19 protein-coding genes are annotated in these 21,340 nt (G+C 46.2%); 8 read left to right on the forward strand and 11 right to left on the reverse strand.

The features are described 5' to 3' along the window. Positions 1–6 precede the first annotated feature (6 nt). Complete coding sequence (gene pflB / locus U719_RS03095) at positions 7–2,256, reverse strand: formate C-acetyltransferase (RefSeq protein ID WP_023467264.1); 2,250 nt, start codon at positions 2,254–2,256, stop codon at positions 7–9. A 339-nt stretch (positions 2,257–2,595) separates the two neighbouring features. Here pflB and U719_RS03100 point away from each other — a divergent pair, with 339 nt between their 5' ends. From U719_RS03100 to U719_RS03110, 3 genes are read left to right on the forward strand one after another with little or no spacing between them, the layout of a single operon-like run. Then, positions 2,596–3,024 (forward strand): hypothetical protein, encoded by a 429-nt coding sequence (locus U719_RS03100; protein WP_023467265.1) that lies wholly within the window; start codon positions 2,596–2,598, stop codon positions 3,022–3,024. 28 nt (positions 3,025–3,052) lie between these two features. Beyond that, positions 3,053–4,225, forward strand: a complete 1,173-nt coding sequence (locus tag U719_RS03105; RefSeq protein WP_023467266.1) for a DEAD/DEAH box helicase — start codon at positions 3,053–3,055, stop codon at positions 4,223–4,225. Beyond that, positions 4,222–4,866 carry a hypothetical protein gene (locus tag U719_RS03110; protein WP_023467267.1) on the forward strand — a complete coding sequence of 215 codons (645 nt, stop codon included), beginning with the start codon at positions 4,222–4,224 and terminating at the stop codon, positions 4,864–4,866. The genes U719_RS03105 and U719_RS03110 overlap by 4 nt, the downstream gene beginning before the upstream one ends. A 55-nt stretch (positions 4,867–4,921) precedes the next feature. Here the strand turns inward: U719_RS03110 and U719_RS03115 are convergent, their stop codons facing one another. The 7 genes from U719_RS03115 to U719_RS16910 all read right to left on the reverse strand — a co-directional run bounded on the left by U719_RS03115 (position 4,922) and on the right by U719_RS16910 (position 12,307). Then, positions 4,922–6,709: a GGDEF domain-containing protein gene (locus U719_RS03115; protein WP_023467268.1), complete on the reverse strand. Its 1,788-nt coding sequence runs from the start codon at positions 6,707–6,709 to the stop codon at positions 4,922–4,924. 10 nt (positions 6,710–6,719) lie between these two features. After that, the gene (locus tag U719_RS03120) at positions 6,720–8,561 is read right to left on the reverse strand and encodes a GGDEF domain-containing protein (protein ID WP_023467269.1); all 1,842 of its coding nucleotides are present in this window, start codon (positions 8,559–8,561) and stop codon (positions 6,720–6,722) included. 171 nt (positions 8,562–8,732) lie between these two features. After that, positions 8,733–10,634: an ABC-F family ATP-binding cassette domain-containing protein gene (locus tag U719_RS03125; RefSeq protein WP_023467270.1), complete on the reverse strand. Its 1,902-nt coding sequence runs from the start codon at positions 10,632–10,634 to the stop codon at positions 8,733–8,735. 1 nt (position 10,635) lies between these two features. Further along, positions 10,636–11,334 carry a 1-acyl-sn-glycerol-3-phosphate acyltransferase gene (locus tag U719_RS03130; RefSeq protein WP_023467271.1) on the reverse strand — a complete coding sequence of 233 codons (699 nt, stop codon included), beginning with the start codon at positions 11,332–11,334 and terminating at the stop codon, positions 10,636–10,638. Between the two features lie 78 nt (positions 11,335–11,412). Further along, positions 11,413–11,670 carry a hypothetical protein gene (locus U719_RS03135; protein ID WP_023467272.1) on the reverse strand — a complete coding sequence of 86 codons (258 nt, stop codon included), beginning with the start codon at positions 11,668–11,670 and terminating at the stop codon, positions 11,413–11,415. 38 nt (positions 11,671–11,708) lie between these two features. Beyond that, entirely contained in the window at positions 11,709–12,014 is a 306-nt protein-coding gene (locus U719_RS03140) for a hypothetical protein (RefSeq protein ID WP_023467273.1), read from the reverse strand. Positions 12,015–12,139: 125 nt separating this feature from the next. Then, positions 12,140–12,307 (reverse strand): hypothetical protein, encoded by a 168-nt coding sequence (locus tag U719_RS16910; protein WP_023467274.1) that lies wholly within the window; start codon positions 12,305–12,307, stop codon positions 12,140–12,142. A gap of 233 nt (positions 12,308–12,540) precedes the next feature. Here U719_RS16910 and U719_RS03145 point away from each other — a divergent pair, with 233 nt between their 5' ends. The 5 genes from U719_RS03145 (at position 12,541) to map (ending at position 17,701) form a co-directional block, all read left to right on the forward strand. Then, the gene (locus tag U719_RS03145; protein ID WP_023467275.1) at positions 12,541–13,395 is read left to right on the forward strand and encodes a S1 RNA-binding domain-containing protein; all 855 of its coding nucleotides are present in this window, start codon (positions 12,541–12,543) and stop codon (positions 13,393–13,395) included. A gap of 332 nt (positions 13,396–13,727) precedes the next feature. Further along, entirely contained in the window at positions 13,728–15,290 is a 1,563-nt protein-coding gene (locus U719_RS03150) for a DEAD/DEAH box helicase (protein ID WP_023467276.1), read from the forward strand. A gap of 106 nt (positions 15,291–15,396) precedes the next feature. After that, positions 15,397–15,663 carry a hypothetical protein gene (locus tag U719_RS03155; RefSeq protein ID WP_023467277.1) on the forward strand — a complete coding sequence of 89 codons (267 nt, stop codon included), beginning with the start codon at positions 15,397–15,399 and terminating at the stop codon, positions 15,661–15,663. A gap of 72 nt (positions 15,664–15,735) precedes the next feature. Next, complete coding sequence (locus U719_RS03160) at positions 15,736–16,926, forward strand: EAL-associated domain-containing protein (RefSeq protein WP_023467278.1); 1,191 nt, start codon at positions 15,736–15,738, stop codon at positions 16,924–16,926. 13 nt (positions 16,927–16,939) lie between these two features. After that, positions 16,940–17,701, forward strand: coding sequence for a type I methionyl aminopeptidase (gene map / locus U719_RS03165; RefSeq protein WP_023467279.1), 762 nt, complete (start codon positions 16,940–16,942; stop codon positions 17,699–17,701). 292 nt (positions 17,702–17,993) lie between these two features. Here the strand turns inward: map and menC are convergent, their stop codons facing one another. From menC to menB, 3 genes are all read right to left on the reverse strand, one after another. Next, positions 17,994–19,064 (reverse strand): o-succinylbenzoate synthase, encoded by a 1,071-nt coding sequence (gene menC, locus U719_RS03170; protein WP_023467280.1) that lies wholly within the window; start codon positions 19,062–19,064, stop codon positions 17,994–17,996. Beyond that, the gene (gene menE, locus U719_RS03175; protein ID WP_023467281.1) at positions 19,061–20,434 is read right to left on the reverse strand and encodes an o-succinylbenzoate--CoA ligase; all 1,374 of its coding nucleotides are present in this window, start codon (positions 20,432–20,434) and stop codon (positions 19,061–19,063) included. The genes menC and menE overlap by 4 nt, the downstream gene beginning before the upstream one ends. Before the next feature lie 72 nt (positions 20,435–20,506). After that, positions 20,507–21,331, reverse strand: coding sequence for a 1,4-dihydroxy-2-naphthoyl-CoA synthase (gene menB, locus U719_RS03180; protein WP_023469886.1), 825 nt, complete (start codon positions 21,329–21,331; stop codon positions 20,507–20,509). Positions 21,332–21,340 lie beyond the last annotated feature (9 nt).

The raw sequence follows: 21,340 nt of genomic DNA on the forward strand, positions 1-21,340 counted from the left end.
ATCATTTTAGAGAGAACCGTGGAACGTTCGATTGATGACATCGATCTGTTGTTCACGCGTCAGTTTAATGAAGTTGACTGCATAACCGGATACCCGAATCGTTAACTGTGGATATTGTTCTGGATGCTCCATGGCATCGAGTAACGTCTCACGGTCAAAGACGTTGACATTCAAATGGTGTCCTTTTGAAGTCGTACCACCCATATATCCGTCAAGTAATCCGACTGTATTGCGAATGCGTGTGGCTTCATCCTTACCAAGTGCTTTTGGCACGATCGAGAACGTGTAGGAAATCCCGTCGAGCGCATGTTCATATGGTAATTTTCCGACAGACGTCAGTGCGGCGACAGCTCCTCTAGTGTCACGTCCATGCATCGGGTTAGCACCCGGTGCGAATGGTTCACCCGCACGGCGTCCATCTGGCGTATTTCCTGTTTTTTTACCGTAGACGACGTTTGAAGTAATCGTCAGGACAGACTGCGTCGGAAGGGCATTGCGATACGTTGGATGTTTACGGATTTTCTCCATGAACAGTGTGACGAGATCGACCGCCATCTGATCTACCCGTTCATCGTTATTCCCGAACTTCGGAAACTCGCCTTCGATCTTGAAATCAACTGCAACCCCATCCGCATCTCGGATTGGACGAACTGTCGCATAACGGATGGCGGATAGACTGTCAGCGACGACCGATAAACCAGCGATACCGCATGCCATCGTCCGTAAGATTTCTGGATCATGTAAAGCCATCTCAATCCGTTCGTAGCTGTACTTATCATGCATGTAGTGGATGACATTCAGTGTGTTGACGTACAGTTCTGCGAGCCAATCGAGTTGACGATCATAAGCCGCCATGACGGTTTCGTAATCGAGTACTTCATCAAGCATCAATGGACTTGCTGGGGCGACTTGGATTTTGAGCTTCTCGTCCATTCCGCCATTGATCGTATAAAGTAATGCTTTTGCCAGGTTTGCTCGCGCACCGAAGAACTGCATCTGTTTCCCGATCTTCATCGCGGAGACACAACAAGCGATGCCGTAATCATCTCCATAAACCGGTAACATCAAATCATCGTTTTCATATTGAATCGAGCTTGAAACGATCGACATCTTCGCACAGAATTCCTTGAATCCGCGTGGAAGCTGAGTAGACCAGAGAACGGTTAGATTCGGTTCCGGTGCCGGACCAAGTGTCGAGAGAGTGTGTAAGAAGCGGAATGAACTTTTCGTGACGTTTGATCGTCCATCTTCACTCATTCCACCGATTGATTCCGTTACCCACGTCGGATCACCCGAGAATAGATCGTTGTAGTCTGGTGTCCGTAAGAACTTAACGATCCGAAGCTTCATGACGAAATGATCGACGAGTTCTTGTGCAGTCTCTTCCGTCAAGCGACCAGCCGCAAGATCACGTTCGACATAAATATCAAGGAACGTCGAGACTCGACCGAGTGACATGGCTGCCCCGTTTTGCTCTTTGATGGCAGCAAGATAGGCAAGATAGACCCACTGGAATGCTTCTTGTGCTGTTTCTGCAGGGCGGGAGAGATCGAAACCATAGCGAGCTCCAAGCTCGGTCAATTCCGTTAATGCGCGCAACTGTTCATTCATCTCTTCACGGTCGCGAATCATCGATTCAGATAAGAACCCGCCACGTGCCTTTAAATCCTTCTTACGTTCTTCGATCAAGCGTGCCGTTCCGTACAAAGCAACACGACGATAGTCACCGATGATCCGTCCGCGACCATAAGCATCAGGTAATCCGGTGATAATACCGGCTTTACGTGCAGCGCGCATTTCAGGGGTATAGGCATCGAAAACCCCTTGGTTATGTGTCTTCCGGTACTCGCTGAAAGTTTTCGTGACGGTCTCGTCTGCTTCAAAGCCATACGCAGCTAGGGCATCATTCACCATCCGAATCCCACCGTTCGGATGAATCGAACGTTTAAACGGTTCGTCTGTCTGTAAACCGACGATTTTTTCAAGTGAGCGATTCAGATACCCTGCATCATGCGAGAGGATCGTTGATGGTGTTTTAGCATCGACGGCATATACACCACCACGTTGTCGTTCTTCATTCGTCAGCTGTAGAATTTGTTGCCAGAGACGTTCCGTTGCTTGCGTCGGACCGACTAAAAAGTGATCATCTCCTGTATATTCCGTGCGATTGAGTCGAATGAAGTCTGCGACATCGATCGTCTTTACCCATTCACCAGACGTAAAGTTCGTCCAAGCACTCGTTTTTTCTAATAACATGGATACCACTCCTTTAATATTGAGCTAATCATCAGTTCCTTATGTGAATAGTGTAACAAAAGGAAGGGGTGATTCCCTTTACGTTCATGTGAATGTTTTAACAAGTGGACAAACGTTGATATGACGGGCTTTCTTTATTTCTGTATTCATATGAAAATAGTTTTAAAAAAACAGTTTTAGATTGCTAATTCAAGGTTTTTTGGAAACTGTATGAGTTGATTTGAAAAAGATTCACTAGAACAGTTGAAACTGTGAGGAATGTCACGCTACGGTGCCTTGTATTTTTAAGACGTATCGTTGACAATGAAAAAGGGAATATAGAACGTGGAGGTGTGCCAAATGGAGTATGTATCATTAACACAACAAGGAGAGTATCAGTCGGGAGACTGGGTCTCGCTGAAAATCGGATCGGACGGTTCAACGCGAACGGGAATGATCACGGAATTCGAAAATGATGGATTCTGGATTCGATTTGAAGATGATTTTGATTATGAAGACTTTATCGGCTATGATGAATCGTATTGGATTGCGCTTGTTCGTCGTCCGGTTGACGTAAAAGCGACGTATGCGAGTCTTGCGGAGTACCCGGCACTCGCTGCAGAATTACAGGATCGTGTCATCCAAGGATTCGAGATTTTAGAAGAAGAAGCCGGTGAAAGCGAGATTCGATTCCACATTCGATTGCTCGACGCAGGAAATGAATATACACAGACATTACGGGGATACCGTGATGCATCAGGAGATCATGTCGAATACGTAACGGCATGATGGAATTAAGAGAGTAGGAGAAATCGTTATGAACTTTACAAAACCATTTTTACAGGAAGCATGGGAACGGGCGCGCTTTACCGAGTTGATGCCTGTTCAAGAACAAGCGATTCCGTTGTTGCGCGAAGGAAAAGATGTCCTGGCTGAAGCGCCAACAGGAACAGGGAAGACGCTTGCTTATGTCATTCCAGCTTTAGAAAAGATTGAAGTAGAAGAACCACACGTGCAAGTCGTGATCACGGCACCAACACGGGAACTCGTCATGCAAATTCATCAAGTCATTCAATTGTTTGCTCAAGGAAGTGGTATCAAATCCGGTGCATTCATTGGTGGTGTTGAATTAAAACGACAATATGAACGATTGAAGAAAAAACCACAAATCATCGTCGGAACGCCAGGGCGTCTCGTTGAGTTGATCGATTCGAAGAAGCTAAAGATGCATAAGGTGAAATTGATCGTCTTGGACGAAGCGGATCAAATCTATGAGAGTGGTATGAGTGACTCGGCGACGCGAATCGCAAACAGTGCACTACGCGATCGTCAGTTAGCATTCGTCTCCGCGACATTGCCGGAACGGACAGCAGAATGGGGACGGACGCTTGCAAACAACCCTGAGACGATTCGGGTTGAGCGTGCCGTCAGCACACAAGTGACATTCGGTTATTTGGAGACTTCACGTCGTCAGAAGCCGGAATTGTTACGTCGCCTGGCGAACATGCAAGGATCAAAAGTGCTGACATTCATCAACAACCGCTCCTTCCTCGGACCATTAAATGGTGAGTTGAGTAAATTCTCATTGAAATATCGGATTTTGGATGCTGAAAAAGGAAAACGAGAGCGAATGGAGACATTACGTTCTTACAAAAAAGGAGAGTTTCCTTTACTCGTCACGACAGGTCTTGCGGCACGTGGTCTAGATATCGAAGCAGTCACGCATGTCGTCCATTACGATTTACCGGAGTCGCTTGACGATTTCGTACACCGTTCAGGTCGGACGGGACGTGGAAATGCGAACGGAATGGTACTTGCTCTTGTTACGGATCAAGACTTAAAACACTTAAAAACACTTGCGAAGCAAATGGGCGTCGAGATGGAAGCAATGGAAATTTACCGTGGGGAAGTCATTCCAAAACGTGAATTCACAGCACCTCAGACGATTAAACGACCGGCTACTCCTCACCGGAAAGGGCGATCGAAATGAAGAACGATCGAAAAGTAATTCCGTTTCCGACGACGGTTTCTGAAGCGGAAATGAATGCAGCCTTGAAGAAGATGTATCAAGAAGCAGCGACAGCACGTAGTACGGATTGGGTCGCTTTCATAGAAGAGATTGCAACGGAGGGACGTTGGTATTTAAAAGATGCTGAGTTGTTCCGGGACTTATTCGTAGATTGGGCCATCTTCTATGAGACGGATGATCAAGGAAAAACGCCGCACGGTCGTTTTCTTGAGCAGGTCAAAGAAGAGTTATCGCCTAGCCTCTATCGTGCCTTGCGTGGATTAGCGGACCCGATGCCTTCGTTGTTTCAAGTCGAGGCGGATGGTGTCGTTGATTTAATGTCAAAACAGACGTATCAAACGGATTTGTCTGAGATTGAAGTCGAACCAGGTGATTTGTTGATTGGGAAACTGCTCTACATTTCTGGGAAGTGGCGCTTTGCGATTGCCTATATGAAAGTAGCGCGCGCACTGGTACCAGAAGTCCTCGCTTTGTTGACGGACTTCGTGGATGAAGTAGGAGAAGACGCATTGCTTCGTCAGTATCCAGAATTTTGTGCGGAATTGATCGACTTACTCCTCGATATCGAAGAAGGCAATATTGCACCGAGACCAGAAGAATAATCGAAAAAACCTAGCATACATGACCCGATTATGGTCAACGTATTCTAGGTTTTTTTCATGAATCTGCTCGATATAGGGCGACATCGTTTTTATCCCGATGTTTCACGCGATACATGGCAAGGTCGGCTTGCTTTAAGCATGTTTCAAGATCAGCCTTATGACACGCGGTCACACCGATGCTTGCAGAAACGAATAAGGATTGTCCTTTATAGACGTAAGGTCGTCTTAAAAAGTGTAAGGAGGATTTGCATTTTCGACGTAAGGACAGTTCATCATCGGCGTGTAAGAGGATTGCGAACTCATCTCCACCCAGTCGATACACGGATTCTAAAGAATTCGTATGCTCACTCAATCGCTTCGCGACCTCGATCAAAACATAATCGCCTGCCTCGTGACCGTACGTATCATTGACTTGCTTAAAACCGTCTAAATCGACTACCGCAAGATAATTCATCTCGAGGAGATGATTTGAAAAATCTCGCTCCAACGAACGACGGTTTCCGATACTTGTCAAGGCGTCATGATAGGCGTGGTATTCGATCCGTTTTTGTCGGAGCTTTCGTTCAGTGACGTCATGTAAAATCATGAAACGTCCCATCGAAGTGGCAGCAATCTGAATCGGAATATCGATGATCTCATACCTTCTGTGTTGTTCATCTTCATACTCATCGATATCTGTCTTAAGTGTTTCTAATAAGTGACGCATCGTACGAGGAATATGTTCAATCGTCATGTCGGGTAAATGAAACAGACGTTGGGCAGCTAAGTTCGCGTATAGTGCCGTTCCGGATTGATCGAGTCGAATCATCGGATCAGGATGACCGAGAAAGAGTGGGATGACTTGCTGTTCACTATCTTTGATTTGTTGTTTTCGATGTTCGATACGTGAAGCAAGTTGTTCGTTCCGTTCGTGTAATTGTGCAACGATCAAGCCATGCTGACGGGCAATCAAGATCTGTCGGATGATTAGTAAAACTAAAATGATGAAGATATCGAGCTTCCCGCCTTCTTGTTCTACCATATAGTGAATGAATAAAGGAACGGCCAGTAGAGGGAGCCAGGAACGGGGAATGACCGTCGTTCGAGTGGTTCCTTCTTCAATATGATCGACATGCCATAAAATAGCTGCACTTTGCGCCAAACGAATCAAGATCGGGAAAAACAATAGATAATTTGCTGAGAAGTCCGGGAAATAAACACTCGAGACTTCGTAGATACCACGAATGAAAATGGATAAGAACAATAAGAACAATGCCATCCTTGATACCCAATGGGTTTCTTGAATGAACGTAAAATAGAAGAAGACGAATAAACCGAGTGATGTATTCGTGATGACGATGATGGCATAAGGAACAGTTTGCAGTCCCGGATTCGTCAATTCATTGAGGACATGAAACGCAACAAGTGCTATGAAAACGACGATGATCGCGGCATCGACGAAAGCGAGTACGTGTTGTCCGAGTGTCCGTTTTGTGATGATTCGGTAAAAAATCGCGTATAAGAATACGTAATGAGATATTGAAAATAAAATCAGGCTATAAATAGATGGAACTGGAAAGTCTTGATCGAAGAAATGTAATGTCTCAAGAACGGAACCGATGCATGATAAAACCAGTGATCCTAAAGCGATCAGCCAAAACTTTCGTCTGGGTACGATCAATGTTTGTTCCTTACGATAAGCAGTAAGAATAAAGTAAGCAATCAATCCAAGAGAGGCATACTGTAGTACTTGTTCAACGATCCGATTAGAGATGGAAGGAGTCCATGTAGCAAGGATCATTAGAGCAAAAGAGATGACGAGCATGGCAGGAAACCAACGGATGAAATAGTTCGATTTAAGCATGGACTCCCTCCTAACGTTTAATTTGAGTAGCGAACAAAAAATTGTTTTTTTCGGTCTTCTTAATATGGTACATGGCTTCATCTGCTCGAATCAATAATTGTTCTGAGCTTTTACCATCTTCAGGGTATAAGGAAATTCCGATTGATGGTGTGACTTGAAGCGTATGTGTCTGAATATAGAACGGATGATTTAGAACTTCGAGAACGTGTTCGGCAAACTGACGTGTTTCCGAAGCAGATGCCTGAATGAAGATCAAGAACTCATCTCCTCCAAGACGTGCAACGAGATCAGTTGACGTCGTCATCGATTGAAGGCGGCTCGCCGTCTCTTGTAACACGAGGTCACCAACATCATGCCCATAAGTGTCATTGATTTGTTTGAAACCGTCTAAATCAATGAATAGTAAGGAGCCGTATTCTAACGTCGGCAGAGTTAGATAAAGTTGTTCCTCGAAGTAACGTCGGTTTGGCAAATGCGTGAGCGAATCATGGTACCCCATACGTTCTAGCCATACTTCCTGTTGATAATCTTCCGTGATATCCGCCAAGATGACGAAATAGCGTTGTTGATCCGGGATATCGATGATTGTCGTATTCAAAAAGATTTCCGGATGTTCCTCCGTGGCCGGTACATGTAGCAAATGAGAGGGATAAATCAGCTGCGCTTGTTGAAGCAATGGAATGAGTCGATCGAGTTGTAGCCGTTGGCTCGGTCCGAGCGGTAAATCGCTCCATCCAGCTTCGACAGCAGCTGGATTGACAGATCGAATCTGATACGTAGCATCGATTTCAAGAACAACTTCTGGATAAGATAGAAAAAGCGACGTTAGTTCTTTTTCACGTAACTGTAAGAGTGCTGTCTTTTGATGGACGATGTCTTCTAGATTCGTTTGCAATGCTGTTGTTTCCTGTAACAACCGCAGATTTTCCTGATATGAAAAAAGCTGTCGTGTTAAAAATAATAAAAACGTAATGCCGACGGAAAGTGAGAAAAAGGTTTGGGAGACAGGGAAGAATGTAATATAGAGAATCAGTACAGATAATAAGATGTACGACATCAAGGAACGCGTAAGTGTTTCGACCCGAATAAGAGTTGCTTGTTGTTCATGACTGATGGGAAGAGCGCGAGTATTCATGAAGGCAAGGATGAAGAGTCCGCTGAGTGGGTATAGCGGAAGCAATAAACCAGCTATTCGCGGTTCACCGTTCAATAACAACGTATAAAAAATAAAGTTCGTCATACCGAGCACGAACGTTCCGAGTACGAGAAAGAGGAATCCTAATCTCGATACGTTTCGCTTTAGTCCAGAAGCATAAAGTAAGAAAAAGAACAGCGTCAACAGAATCGTCAAGAAGGCATAGAAGGTCCAACTGATTTGCTCGAGCACCGTTCGTGTATAAGAGGGGACAAAGCGGAAAATAGCGATGTATCCAGCAATCATCGATACAGTGAACAATGTTAAAGAATCAAGAATCAATAATTTTTGTTTTTGAAACAAAGTCAAATCCAACTGCCGAAATAAAAAGATGACTATCATCGTTAAATGAACCGTGTAAGGCAAATCCAGTAAGACGTTCAGGTTAACAGCGTTCCATTGAAAAAGACGACCAATCATATTGAGGAAATCGCCTAGAAAATACGAGAAAAAGGCGACCGATAACCATTTATATGGAATGGAAGATTGTTTGAAAGCCTTCGATTGACTAAGTAGGAAAATGACGAAAGAACCGACTAGACTAATGATCGCTGAAAGTTGTAACGAGCGATCTTGTGGTAATAGCCAGAGCAGGGTGTACGTGACAACTAAGTAGAATGCGACGGTAGGGTAGATGTTTTGAACGATCCGTTTCACCGGAACTCCTCCTTTCGCAAGCCTTCCATAAAAACGAAATATGCTATAACATTACCCGATATTTAGTTTGAATTCACATTTATTTTCAGATTTAAAATGAAAATAAGAGGTGATTCCCATTTCATGAAAAAAGCGGGGTTCTTCTTTAAGGAAGAACTCCGCTTATCGAAATTATTGATTAGATTGACGATAGTTTTCAAATGCCTCGATTTTTTCAGAAAGGTACGTCCAATACTCCATCCGTTCATCAAGCATCGCTTTCGTTTTTTCAATGGCTTGATACAGTTCATTGACTTTACCAAGATCGCTTCCTGCCGAAGCAAGTTCGGCTTCTAATTGCTCCAGTTCTGTCTCACTTTCTTCGATTTGTTGTTCAATGATTGCCCAATCTTGTTGTTCCTGATAACTTAGTTTTTTTGGCGTCTCTATCTTTGGTGCTGTAGCAACCTCAACCGTCTTTTCAACAACGATTGATGGAACGGGTGCTGTCATTTGCTCAAGATAGTCTGTATATTGTCCATAATAAAAGACGACATTCCCGTCTTCAAATGCAATCAAGCGATTGACGACCCGGTCGAGGAAGTAGCGATCGTGGCTGACCGTGATGACGGTGCCTGGGAATGATTCTAAATAATCTTCGAGGACGGATAACGTCTCAGTATCCAAGTCGTTCGTCGGCTCATCAAGGAAGAGGACGTTTGGTTCTTCCATCAAAATCGTCAACAATTTCAGACGTCGTTTTTCGCCACCGGACAGCTTACCGATTTGTTTATATTGGGCTTCCGGTTTAAAGAGAAACTGTTCGAGCATCTGACTTGCCGTGATCTCCTCACCAGCGAGTGTCGTGATGACTTTTGCGATCCGTTCGACCTCGTCGATGACACGACGTTCGGGATGCGTGAATTCGGCAAATTGCCCATAAAAGCCGATCTTCACCGTTTCGCCGTGAATGATTTCACCGGTTGTTGGTTCTAAGCGTTGCGCAAGAATTGAAAGAAGTGTTGATTTTCCACTCCCGTTTCGTCCTACGATGCCATACCGTTCTTTCCGTCCAATCAGAGCGTTAAACGATTCAAAAAGGGTCCGTTCACCAAATCGATGAGAGACATCATGCGCTTCGATGACTTTTTTACCAAGACGGGTCGAACCGACCTGTACTTCGAGTGCTGATTCTTCTTCCTCGTACGAGAGGTCTTGTAAAGCATCCACGCGCTGGATTCGCGCTTTTTGTTTCGTCGTCCGCGCCTTTGCTCCGCGACGCAACCAGGCGAGTTCGCGACGGAGGATGTTTTGACGTTTTTCTTCCATAGAAGCTATCCGTTCACGACGTTCGGCACGTTTTTCAAGAAATGATTCATAGTTTCCGACATAGAAATAAGCTGTACCGTTCGCGATCTCCATCATATGATTCGTCACACGATTCAAGAAATAGCGATCGTGGGTGATCAGTAGAATCGCACCACGGTATTCCTTGATTTGAGTTTCAAGCCAGCTGATCGTTTCGGCATCCAGTTCGTTCGTCGGCTCATCGAGCAGGAGAAGATCGGCTTCATCGAGTAAAGCTTCAGCGAGTCCGACACGTTTGCGTTGTCCTCCGGAAAGCGAGCCGATCAACGCGTTCAAGTCGAGGATACCGAGTTTGTTTAAAATCATCTTTAAGCGTGATTCCGTGTCCCAAGCTTGCGCAGCATCGACTTCTGTCTGAGCAATGATGAAGCGATTGAGTAACGTTTCACTCGTCGGATCTTGTTCGAGTGCTAGACGCGCCGTTTCATAGTGACGTAAGGCGTTAATCGTTGGTGTATCACCAGACAATAGTACTTCCATGACCGTTTGGTCTTCCGGATAATCGGTCGTTTGCGATAGCAAGCGGATCCGATAATCATTCGGGTGATGCATCGTACCAGCGTCTGCCGTCTCTTTACCTGCCAAGATATGCAGGAGAGTCGACTTACCGGTACCATTGACGCCGATGATACCAATCCGGTCGCCAGGTGAGACGGAGAATGTCACATCTTCGAAGACGATTTTATCGGCAAATTCTTTTTTGAGATTTTCTGCTTTCATTAACATATTAGACACCTTCTACAATCTGTTTGATTTGCTGTTCGACTGTCTGGACGAGTTCTTTCTGTGTCATCGTACTCGGATCAATCGACGGTAAAATCGTAACGTCGACCGTGGCAGGGCGAATTTTACCCGTTTCCTCCATAACGCGATAGCTCCCCGAAATTGCGACGGGTACGACACGAGCACCACTTGATGTCGCGAGTGTGAAGCTTCCCGCTTTGAACTCCGCCATTGGACCGCCTTTAGAGCGTGTTCCTTCCGGGAAGATGATCATCGATTGTCCGTCCTTGATCGTGTCGACACCAGAACGAATCGCTTTCAGCGATTGGCGTCGATCTTTTCGATCGATCATGACACATCCCATCAGATTCATCCAAACATTGACGATCGGAATTTTATTCACTTCGATTTTTGAGATGAATGCTTTCGGTTTATCGATTGTTCCAAGTAGAATCGGAACATCGAAGTTCCCTTGGTGATTCGAGATGAAGACGACGGGTTCGTTTGCCGGGATATGCTCACGACCCGTCACGTTGACACGAACGCCAGCGAGTCGGAGAAGAGAGTTTGCCCAGACGCTCGCTACACGCTGAACGAATGCATAGCGCGCGAGATGCGTTCGACGTTTTGCGCTTGGTAAAAACGGTAAGGTACAGGGTAAGACAAGTCCAAAATAAATGAACCAAATGACAGTACGGATCATGGTGAAGTGACAGCTCCTTTTTTCATTGCTGATGTTATTGTACAAAAAAAGACCGGGCGTCGCACCCAGTCTGCGTGATTATTCCCAGTAACGAGGCTCAGATTCCTCTTCGCTTTCTCCAAGTTCAAAGGTGAGGCGACGTGTCGTCGGATCAACAGAGAACGTGGCGTTCGTATTGTCGATCTGTTTGATTTCCATCGTTTCCTCATCCAAAATGAGAGTCAAGCGGACCTTATCTTCGTGATCTACGAGCAGTACGCCATCTTCCTTCAACCATAAATCGATGACAGGAGAGTAGCGAAGTGTCCAACCGTTTGATAAAGGGATTTCGTTCATAATGAATCTGTTCCTCCTAGGTGATGAAATCGTGTTCTTTACTTATCATGCTGGTCTGTCGCGGAGAATGCAAGTGGTGTACTCGAATCTCGATGAGGATAGCCGATTTGATAAGATTGTTCTCGTTTCTTCATCCGTTCGTACTGTTTTTTGACACGACGGTGTTGAATGTATTCAATGTAAGTCAGATAGGACGTACGGATCAACTGGCGGATCGATGATAGTGACAGACAAATCGCTAGTGTAAAGACGAACACACCGATCGAACTCGTATAATAACCGGTAACAAAACTTAAGTATGTAGTGATGAGACCCGTAATCGTCGTAAATAAGTAGAAGAGCACGTCCGTTTCCTCCTCAAAAATTAAAATGATGGCATGTTCATTTAATTCGAGGTCAAACGCAATTTTCCTTTATCGTCCTGTAAATGTCCGGAAAAAATAAAAAATCCACACGGAAGGTGTAGATTTTAAGGGCGATCGATTTGCTGAAGCGCTGGTGTCTTCGGTGTCATATCCGTACTGTTCGATCCTTCTGCGAAGACAATTCCAATCGTAGCAAGGAACGCAAAAAATGCAAAAACCAATGTTTTCGTGAAGCGTCGTGCGAACGAACGCGATTGAATGTTATGAAACATTTTTATCCCCCATATTTACCTAAACTAAACCTTCTTTTTCCTGTTATTTAATCATATATCTTTTTTTCAAAAAAATCACGCAAATGTGTTCCGTTCACAAATATGTCACAACTGTCACCATTGTGTCGATATCAGAGATGAATGGAAAAAGAGTATAGTATGGTAGGGAAAGAACAGCAGAACGATTCACAAGAACTGGAATCGATTCAAGTACAGAGAGGAGATGACCCGAAATGGGATTACGCGCAGGACAGGTTGTCACATTAAAAGTAGAACGCGAAGCAGAGTTCGGAGTGTTTCTGACAGATGGAAATGAAGACGTGTTGTTGCATAACAATGAACAAACACGGAAAGTAGCCCTCGATGAAGAGGTAGAAGTCTTCTTGTATCAAGATAATGAAGGGCGTCTAGCATCATCGATGACGATTCCAGAAGCTTCATTTGAAGACTATGTCAAGACGACGATTAATGGAACACGCTATAACACAGGAGTGTTCGCGAACATCGGTATTCAAAAAGACGTTCTCGTCTCACTCGACGATTTGCCGCAGCGCCGGATGTTCTGGCCAGAAGAAGGCGATCAACTCTTCATTCGTCTGAAACATGATCAGAAGCTTCGGTTACTCGGAGACCCTGCACCTTATGCATACTTCAACTTACGTGCGAAGCCAGCTCCAGAGGAGTGGAACAACATGGACGTCGAAGGTCTCGTCTTCTCACAACGTGAACCAGGCGTTAACGTCTGGGTCAACGATCAATCGATCGGATTCTTGCATGAACGTGAGATGGAACGTTGGCCGCGTCTTGGAGAAGTCTTGAAATTACGAGTGACAAATGTAAAACCAGATGGTACAGTATTACTTTCAGCACGACCACGTGCCTTTGAAGCCATTGATACAGACGCGGAGTTGATTCTGAACCATCTACTTGAACATGATGGTCAGATGCCGTATGGTGATAAGACAGCTCCCGAGACGATCGATGAAGTATTCGGTCTCAGCAAGGCAGCATTCAAACGAGCGCTCGGTCGCCTGTTGAAAGATAAAAAAATAGAAAAAAATGAAACGGGTATTCGGTTGACGAAATAATCGGACCGAGTAAGCCTGCGTTTCGAATAGATAGTAAGGAATTCATCATTTTGGTGGTTGCGGCTGGTTTGATTACCGGCGACCATTTACTGAATATACCCCATCACTAGTGGGGGCACGCGATGACGTACATCGCACGGTCCGGGCACTTCGCCTTTCCCTCGCCCTTATGGCAACGATTATGATGGTGACTTCCCTAAACATTATTATAAGAGAAACCACTCTATCTTTATGTGATAGATTCTGTTATAATAGGTAGTCGATTGTATTCGTTACGGTAGCGTCTGTTTAGTGGCAGACGCTTTTCATATGACAAAGGAGAGTATTTAGCATTGACAACATTTCGTGAATTAAATCTTAGTGAGGCACTTATCAAAGGTGTCCTAAAAATGGGCTTCGAAGAAGCAACACCAATCCAAGCAGAAACAATTCCAGTCGGACTCAGCGGCGTTGACTTAATTGGTCAAGCACAAACAGGTACTGGTAAAACTGCAGCATTCGGTATCCCAACAATCGAGCGTCTTGACGCAAAATCACGCAACATCCAAGCGTTGATTCTTGCTCCAACACGTGAGCTCGCAATCCAAGTAGCAGAAGAATTGAACCGGATCGGTGAAGTAAAACGCGTTCATGCACTTCCTGTTTACGGCGGTCAGCAAATCGATCGTCAAATCCGCGCACTTCGCAAAAATCCACAAATCGTCGTTGCGACACCAGGACGTTTGATGGACCACATGAACCGTAAGACGTTGAACCTCGATCACGTTCAAACGGTCATCCTTGACGAAGCAGATGAGATGTTGAACATGGGATTCGTCGAAGACATCGAGAAAATCCTCGGTGCACTTCCTGAAACACGTCAAACACTCTTATTCTCAGCAACGATGCCACCACAAATTCGTAAAATCGCAGATCGTTTCATGACGACTCCGACACACATCAAAGTCAAAGCAAAAGAAATGACAGTTGAAAACATCGACCAGTCATTCATCGAATTGAAAGAAAGCCAAAAATTCGACGTTCTTTGCCGTTTGATCGACACGGATTCTCCGGAACTCTCAATCATCTTCGGTCGTACGAAAAAACGTGTTGACGAAATGACTGAAGGTTTGATCCAACGTGGATACACAGCTGACGGTTTACACGGTGACTTAACACAAGCAAAACGTGACCAAGTCATCCGTCGTTTCAAAAAAGGAACGATTGATATCCTCGTCGCGACAGACGTTGCAGCACGTGGTCTTGACATCTCTGGTGTCACACACGTCTACAACTTCGACGTCCCACAAGATCCAGAGAGCTATGTTCACCGGATCGGTCGTACGGGTCGTGCTGGTAAAACAGGATCGGCTGTCACATTCGTTACACCACGTGAATTCGGTCAAATCAAAACAATCGAACGTGTCACGAACAAAAAAATGTCACGTCGTCATGCACCAACACTTGATGAAATCTTAGAAGGCAACTTGAAGCTTGCTGCACAAGAACTCATCAAACGCGTTGAAGCAAAAGACTCAAAAGAATATACGACACTTGCACAAGAACTCTTAGAAGAGTACGAAGCAGTGGAACTTCTTTCAGCAGCACTTAAAGGATTGACGAAAGAGCCGGATGCAACACCAGTCCAAATCTCTTCAATCGAACCAATCCGCGTGAAACGTTTCGGTAGCAACGGTGGTGGAAACCGTCGTCCTTACGGAAACAAAGGTGGAAGTGGAAGCGGCAACCGCAGTGGCGGATACCGTGGAAACAACCCACGCGGTGGCGAGCGTCGTGAAGGTGGTCGTTCATCTTCTTCTTCATCAGATCGTCGTGAAGGCGGTTATGCTGGACGTAGCAACCGTAGCGAAAGCGATCGTAACCGTGGTGGACGTAAACCACGTTTTGAAAAGTAAACGATTCGAACCGATTTGTCACAGACAAGTCGGTTCTTTTTTATGATTTATCTGAGCGGTCATGATAAAATGAGCCATGAACGATAGGGAGAGGGCTGAATCATTCGTGTATACCATTTATGTAGCAGCATCCGTCTGTCTCGTTGCACTGATCGTCGCGACGAAAAAGATTTGTGAGCGGACGACAAAAGGACATTTTCGTTATATTCCGTTGGCGACCTTATTATTTGGCGGCATCATCTTTCTTGTGCTAGCCATCGGTAAGGGAGGAGCCGTCGGAATCCAATACGGTGTCCTGAGTATCATCTACTTGACGGCGACATTCGGTGTGTACTTGTATATCGCATTGCGGAAAGATACGACGTTATCGTAAAACAGGGGCTCTCTCGTTACAGAGAGGCTCTTTTTTTGTTAAGATAGAACAAGAGTACAAGGGGGGAATAGAATGGATGCATTAGATGTCATCGTTCATCCCGAAGAGATAGAGGCATGGTTTCAACCGATCGTAGGCGCTGCCCCTTTTAAGGTGGAAGGGTATGAAATCCAGTCCCATTTTCGTGGAGAACCGTTAAAACCATTTTTTCAGGAAGACGATGTTCCAATCGAGTATCAACTCGAAGTCATGGGGCATGTCGTCCGTCAAGCATTCCAAAAAGTACCCTCCGATGCACAAGCGTTTATTCTGATCCGTTGTCGTCCAGCTTGGCTGTTTGAAAACGGTGGGGAGGACTTCTTGCATGTCTTACGGACGGTCGACTCGTCGTTTCCAAAAGAGCGGATGTACGTTACTTTGACGGATGTCCAAGTCGATGATTTTGACCGTCTGGGTCGGATCGTCGCGTATTACCAGAACTCTGGACTGAAGGTAGCGCTGGACCGTGCGGAAGCAACGAGTCTTGAACGTGTCTTTTCGATGTCGCCGGATATGTTGATCGTCGATTTATCCTCCATGATTGAAAAAAAGACCGTCTCAGCGTCGTATCCACATCTCTTACAGACGATGGAGCATCTTTGCGACCAGCTTGGAGCGCCACTTTTGTATAAGAATATCAGTCATCTCGGTCAACTTCGGTATGCGTGGCAACACGGAGGACGTTACTACATGGGGAATCTACTTGGAGAAGCATCACCTGAATGGGTCATGACCTGTCCTGGTATGGAAGTGTTGATCCATGAAGTCCCGATGTTTTATAAATATGATCGCGAGCAGATGAATCGCTTGTTTCAGCTAGAGCAAGACTGGACGGTTCGATTTAATGAAGATTGTCAGTCCTTGAAGCCGGAGCAAGATCTCGATCAATGGTTGCTGACGCTCGCCCGGAAGATGGAGCCGGAATTCATCCGGTTTTATATCACGGATGCGAATGGATTCCAACAATCTTCAAACGTCAGTAAAAAGAGTGGGGAGTGGAAACTGTATTCCTTCTACAAAGGGTACAACTGGAGTTTCCGTCCTTACTTCATCCGGACGACGGTAGCGATGGAACGACGACATAGTGGATATTTGTCCGAACGGTACGTCGACTTCAGCTCGAGTGAACAAACGCGGACATTTAGTATGCCGCTCAGTAATGGGATGTTCTTATTTGCGGATATCTCTGCAGATTATCTATATCAAGAACGATTGAGTGAATGAGGAGGAAATGAAAGTGTTAGATTATGATTACGAGGCATTACGAGAAATTGGACGAATCGTCGCCATGGCACGCGATGAGATGGCGGATGCCGTCAAACCGGGAATCACGACGAAGGAACTCGATGACATCGGAGCACGCATCCTGAAGGAACAGGGAGCAGAGTCTGCTCCAATCGTCATGTACGATTTCCCAGGAGCGACATGTATCAGTGTTAACGATATCGCAGCACACGGTATCCCAGGGAAGTATGTCATTCAAGAAGGTGATATCGTCAATGTCGATGTCTCGGCTGTGAAGAACGGTTACTACTCGGACACAGGGAAGACGGTCATCGCAGGAGAAGCAAAACGTCCGGAAGATGTCCGACTCGTTGAAGTGTCATTGACGGCGCTTGAGAAAGGACTTGAAAAAGTCAAAGCCGGAACGAAGGTCAACCAGATCGGAAAAGCAATCTATGCTGAAACACGTAAGAGTGGTTTCACGGTCATCCGTAACTTAGCGGGACATGGTCTCGGTAAGACACTTCATGGTGAGCCAGAATCCATCTCGAACTACTTCAATCGTGAAGAGAATGATTTGTTGAAGGAAGGCCAAGTCATCGCTGTCGAGACGTTCATTTCAACAGGAGATGAGTTCTGTATCGAAGATGAGCGGGACGGTTGGACGTTATACACACCGAACCGGAGTCTCGTCTCACAATTCGAGCACACGGTCGTCGTCTTGAAGGACGGGTATGAGATTTTGACGAAAGTCGAAGGCAAAGAATCGTTCTAAGAAAAGCTCATATAGTAAAACACGAGAAGGGGGCTGACTCAAAAGTCAGTTTCCACAAAGGTAAGGGTGGCAGAATGATAATCTGCCACCCTTATTTCATAACAAAAAGAATGACGCGTTTCACGCAACTCCTACAGGAAAAAGCGCATCTTTGCGCTGTCAGAGACAAACAAGCCAGCTTTCCTGCTTGAATAAGGCAGGAAAGCTGGCTTGTGTCTCGACTGAGGAAAGGGCGTGAAAAGACGCGTCATTCTTTTTTGAGTCAGCCTTCTTTTTCGTCGTAGTGCTCCTATTATAAGGATATCCGGGACGTTGCCAATTTGTTTAACTGTGACTCGGATACGGCTGGAGCGGAATAACGAATGTGTCCGTGTTCGACATGATACGGGGTCTCAAGCAAATCTTCTTCGAAATAATCGGCAGTACTTGCCATATCGATCGGATAAGCGAGTCCAGGCAGTGTTGCAAAAGCAAGGGTCTGACGACGCCCAATACCGCTCTCGAACATCCCACCGAGCCAGTAGGGTGCTTTTGTTCGAAGGGACAAAGCGTTCGTCAGTCCACCGACGCGTGCCGGCTTGATGTTCAGAATCTGACCAGCGTGGAGCGTCTGCATCAACTCGGCATCTGCTGGAGCGACGATGGATTCATCCAGACAAATCGGTGTCTGTAAGAGTCTAGCGAGACGTTGATGTCCGGACCAATCCGACGCTGCGAGCGGCTGTTCCATCATAACGAGACCGAATGAATCCCACTGTTGTAATAGAGGAAAGTCTGCTTCAGTAAAGCTGCCGTTGGCGTCAAACATCAAGGGCGCATCAGGGAAAGCGGCACGTACTTGCTCAAGAACGACGGTATCCGTCGGAGCGAGCTTCAGCTTGATCCGTCCATATCCGGAAGCGATCGCTTGTCCGACGGCTTCGACGGTCTGTGCTGCGGAAGCCCGTCCGAGTGCTTTCCCGCAAGGTACGAGAGATGATTCATCACCTCCGAGATACGTGGCGAGCGATTGACCGGTAGCTGCTGCGAATAATTCATAGATCGCTCCTTCGAACATCGCCTTTGCCATCGGATTACCTTGGACGATGCGGAAACGATCCGTAACGTCTGCTGGATGATGGAGCGGTTGTTCAAGTAATCGATACAGCAGCGGAGCGATTCCTTGAAGAGAGTGCTGTGTTTCTGATGTATACCACGGTGTATCAAACGCGACACCTTCCCCGTAACCGATTCGTCCTTCCGAATCAGTCAGACGCAAAATCGTCGTCCGACGTACTGTCAGCGTCGAGAGGGCGGTTTGCATCGGACGACGAAAGACGAGCGGAACATCGAACAGTTCGGCAGACCGGAGAGTGATACTCATAATGACTCCTTCAGTTGCTTCCGCAATAGTTTACCGTTCGCATTGCGTGGCAGCGCGCTACGATAGATATAATCAACCGGACATTTATATTTAGCGAGCAATTGACTGATTTCCGTTCGGACGATGACTTGATCTAGTGTACTGACAATGAAGGCGACCGGAACTTGTCCCCATTTAGCATCAAATCGTCCGACGACACCTGCTTCTTGAATTCCATCAATCGAGAGAAGTGCTGATTCGACTTCAGCTGGATAAATGTTTTCCCCACCTGAGATGATGAGGTCGCTTCGACGATCGAGGACATAGAGGTATCCGTCGGCGTCCAGACGTCCTATGTCACCAGTCTTGAAAAAACCATCTGCCGTAAAGGCGTCTGCCGTTTTCTCTTCATCATGAAAATAACCTTTCATGATCGTCGGGCCTTTGACTTCGATCTCTTGGTGACGCGTAATGCGGATTTGCGTGGGATGAATCGCTTGTCCGGCCGATCCAATCTTTCGTAAGGCATCCTCTGGCAAAAGAGTCGCGATTTGAGAAGCTGTTTCCGTCATCCCATATGTCTGCATGACCGGGATATTACGATCAAGGGCACGCGTCAGAATCGGTAATGGAACAGGACCGCCTCCTGTCAGTACGACGCGAAGCGCGTGGCGACGTAGCCCGGCTTCGAGCAGTCGATCAAGCATGACCGAGACGAGTGAGACGTGGGTGATCTTTTCCGTCGTAATCCAGTGCAAGGCGCGTTCTGGTGAAAAATGTGGCTCGAGAATGATCGGTACTCCATAGATGACTGCCCGATAGACGACAGCTAATCCACTCATATGGAACAGCGGTGTGACGATCAAAAAACGATCCTCTGGCAGTGATCCGATATGACGCGCGGCGTTCGTCGCACTCGAAAAATGATTCAACATTGTTTGTTCGACGGCTTTCGGATGTCCGGTCGTACCACTCGTAAAGAGCATCGATTGGACGTATTGCTTGGGCATATGGCGTATTAACAGGTCAGGTGCTTCTTTTTCATAAGAGAAAGTACGGCACGGAATCGCTGTATCAAGTGCCCGGTCCGTCACGATGAGCCGTACATCTGCCTGTTTGAATTGACGCAACACTTCTGTCTGCGTCAAACGTGTGTTGATCGGGACGACGGTCAATTCAAGCAATTGAGCTGCGTGAAGTGCGACGATGTAGCGCGCACTCGATGGACCGTAAAGGGCGATCCGGTCTCCGCGTGTCACGATCGTCGCCCAAGTACTTGCTAAGCGATGTGCGCGTGTATATAGTTCAGACCACGACCAACGCTCTGTTTCCGTAATGAGTGCGATGTCATCCGGCTGTTCTTTTGCCCGTGTATAGATCCAAGGATACAAAATAGTCACTTCCTTTTGAGATGAATATACGAAAAAGGTTCAATGTCGTAAGACGATTGAACCTTTTTTTCATTATGGGAAACGTGGGAACTGTCCGAAGTCCGGGTTGCGTTTTTCTTTGAACGCATCGCGTCCTTCTTTTGCTTCGTCCGTTGTGTAGTACAACAACGTTGCATCTCCTGCGAGTTGCTGAATCCCTGCAAGACCATCTGAATCAGCATTGAATGCCGCTTTGAGAAAACGAAGAGCCGTTGGTGAATGTTGAAGGATTTCAGCACACCATTGAATCGTTTCTTGCTCGAGATCTGCGAGTGGGACGACCGTGTTGACGAGTCCCATATCAAGTGCTTGCTGTGCGTCATATTGACGGCAGAGGTACCAGATTTCACGCGCTTTCTTGTGTCCAACAACGCGTGCGAGGTAACCAGAGCCATATCCAGCATCGAATGAACCAACTTTTGGACCAGTTTGTCCGAAGCGGGCGTTGTCTGCAGCGATCGTCAAGTCACACACGAGGTGAAGGACGTGTCCGCCGCCAATCGCATAACCTGCGACCATAGCGATGACTGGTTTTGGGATGACACGAATCAAACGTTGAAGATCAAGAACGTTCAAGCGTGGAATTTCATCGTCACCGACATATCCACCATGTCCGCGTACCTTTTGGTCTCCGCCAGAACAGAATGCGAGATCGCCTTCACCTGTTAAGATGATGACGCCGACATTTTGATCGTCACGTGCACGTGAAAATGCGTCGATGAGTTCGTGGACCGTGTGTGGTCGGAACGCATTGCGAACTTCAGGACGATTGATCGTGATTTTCGCGATCCCGTTCCATTGTTCATATTTGATGTCTTCATAGCTGCGGGCTGATACCCATTCCGGAGCATATTTCATGTGAATTCC

Origin of the sequence: Exiguobacterium sp. MH3 (assembly GCF_000496635.1) — a bacterium.
GTDB classification, from domain to species: Bacteria; Bacillota; Bacilli; order Exiguobacteriales; family Exiguobacteriaceae; genus Exiguobacterium_A; species Exiguobacterium_A indicum.

Coding starts and splice junctions, on each gene's coding strand:
- U719_RS03105 (WP_023467266.1), top strand. CDS start 3,053: ATGAACTTTACAAAACCATTTTTACAGGAAGCATGGGAACGGGCGCGC.
- U719_RS03115 (WP_023467268.1), bottom strand. CDS start 6,709: ATGCTTAAATCGAACTATTTCATCCGTTGGTTTCCTGCCATGCTCGTC.
- U719_RS03135 (WP_023467272.1), bottom strand. CDS start 11,670: ATGAACGAAATCCCTTTATCAAACGGTTGGACACTTCGCTACTCTCCT.
- pflB (WP_023467264.1), bottom strand. CDS start 2,256: ATGTTATTAGAAAAAACGAGTGCTTGGACGAACTTTACGTCTGGTGAA.
- U719_RS03160 (WP_023467278.1), top strand. CDS start 15,736: ATGGATGCATTAGATGTCATCGTTCATCCCGAAGAGATAGAGGCATGG.
- U719_RS03100 (WP_023467265.1), top strand. CDS start 2,596: ATGGAGTATGTATCATTAACACAACAAGGAGAGTATCAGTCGGGAGAC.
- U719_RS03125 (WP_023467270.1), bottom strand. CDS start 10,634: ATGTTAATGAAAGCAGAAAATCTCAAAAAAGAATTTGCCGATAAAATC.
- U719_RS03110 (WP_023467267.1), top strand. CDS start 4,222: ATGAAGAACGATCGAAAAGTAATTCCGTTTCCGACGACGGTTTCTGAA.
- U719_RS03145 (WP_023467275.1), top strand. CDS start 12,541: ATGGGATTACGCGCAGGACAGGTTGTCACATTAAAAGTAGAACGCGAA.
- U719_RS16910 (WP_023467274.1), bottom strand. CDS start 12,307: ATGTTTCATAACATTCAATCGCGTTCGTTCGCACGACGCTTCACGAAA.
- menC (WP_023467280.1), bottom strand. CDS start 19,064: ATGAGTATCACTCTCCGGTCTGCCGAACTGTTCGATGTTCCGCTCGTC.
- menB (WP_023469886.1), bottom strand. CDS start 21,331: ATGAAATATGCTCCGGAATGGGTATCAGCCCGCAGCTATGAAGACATC.
- U719_RS03130 (WP_023467271.1), bottom strand. CDS start 11,334: ATGATCCGTACTGTCATTTGGTTCATTTATTTTGGACTTGTCTTACCC.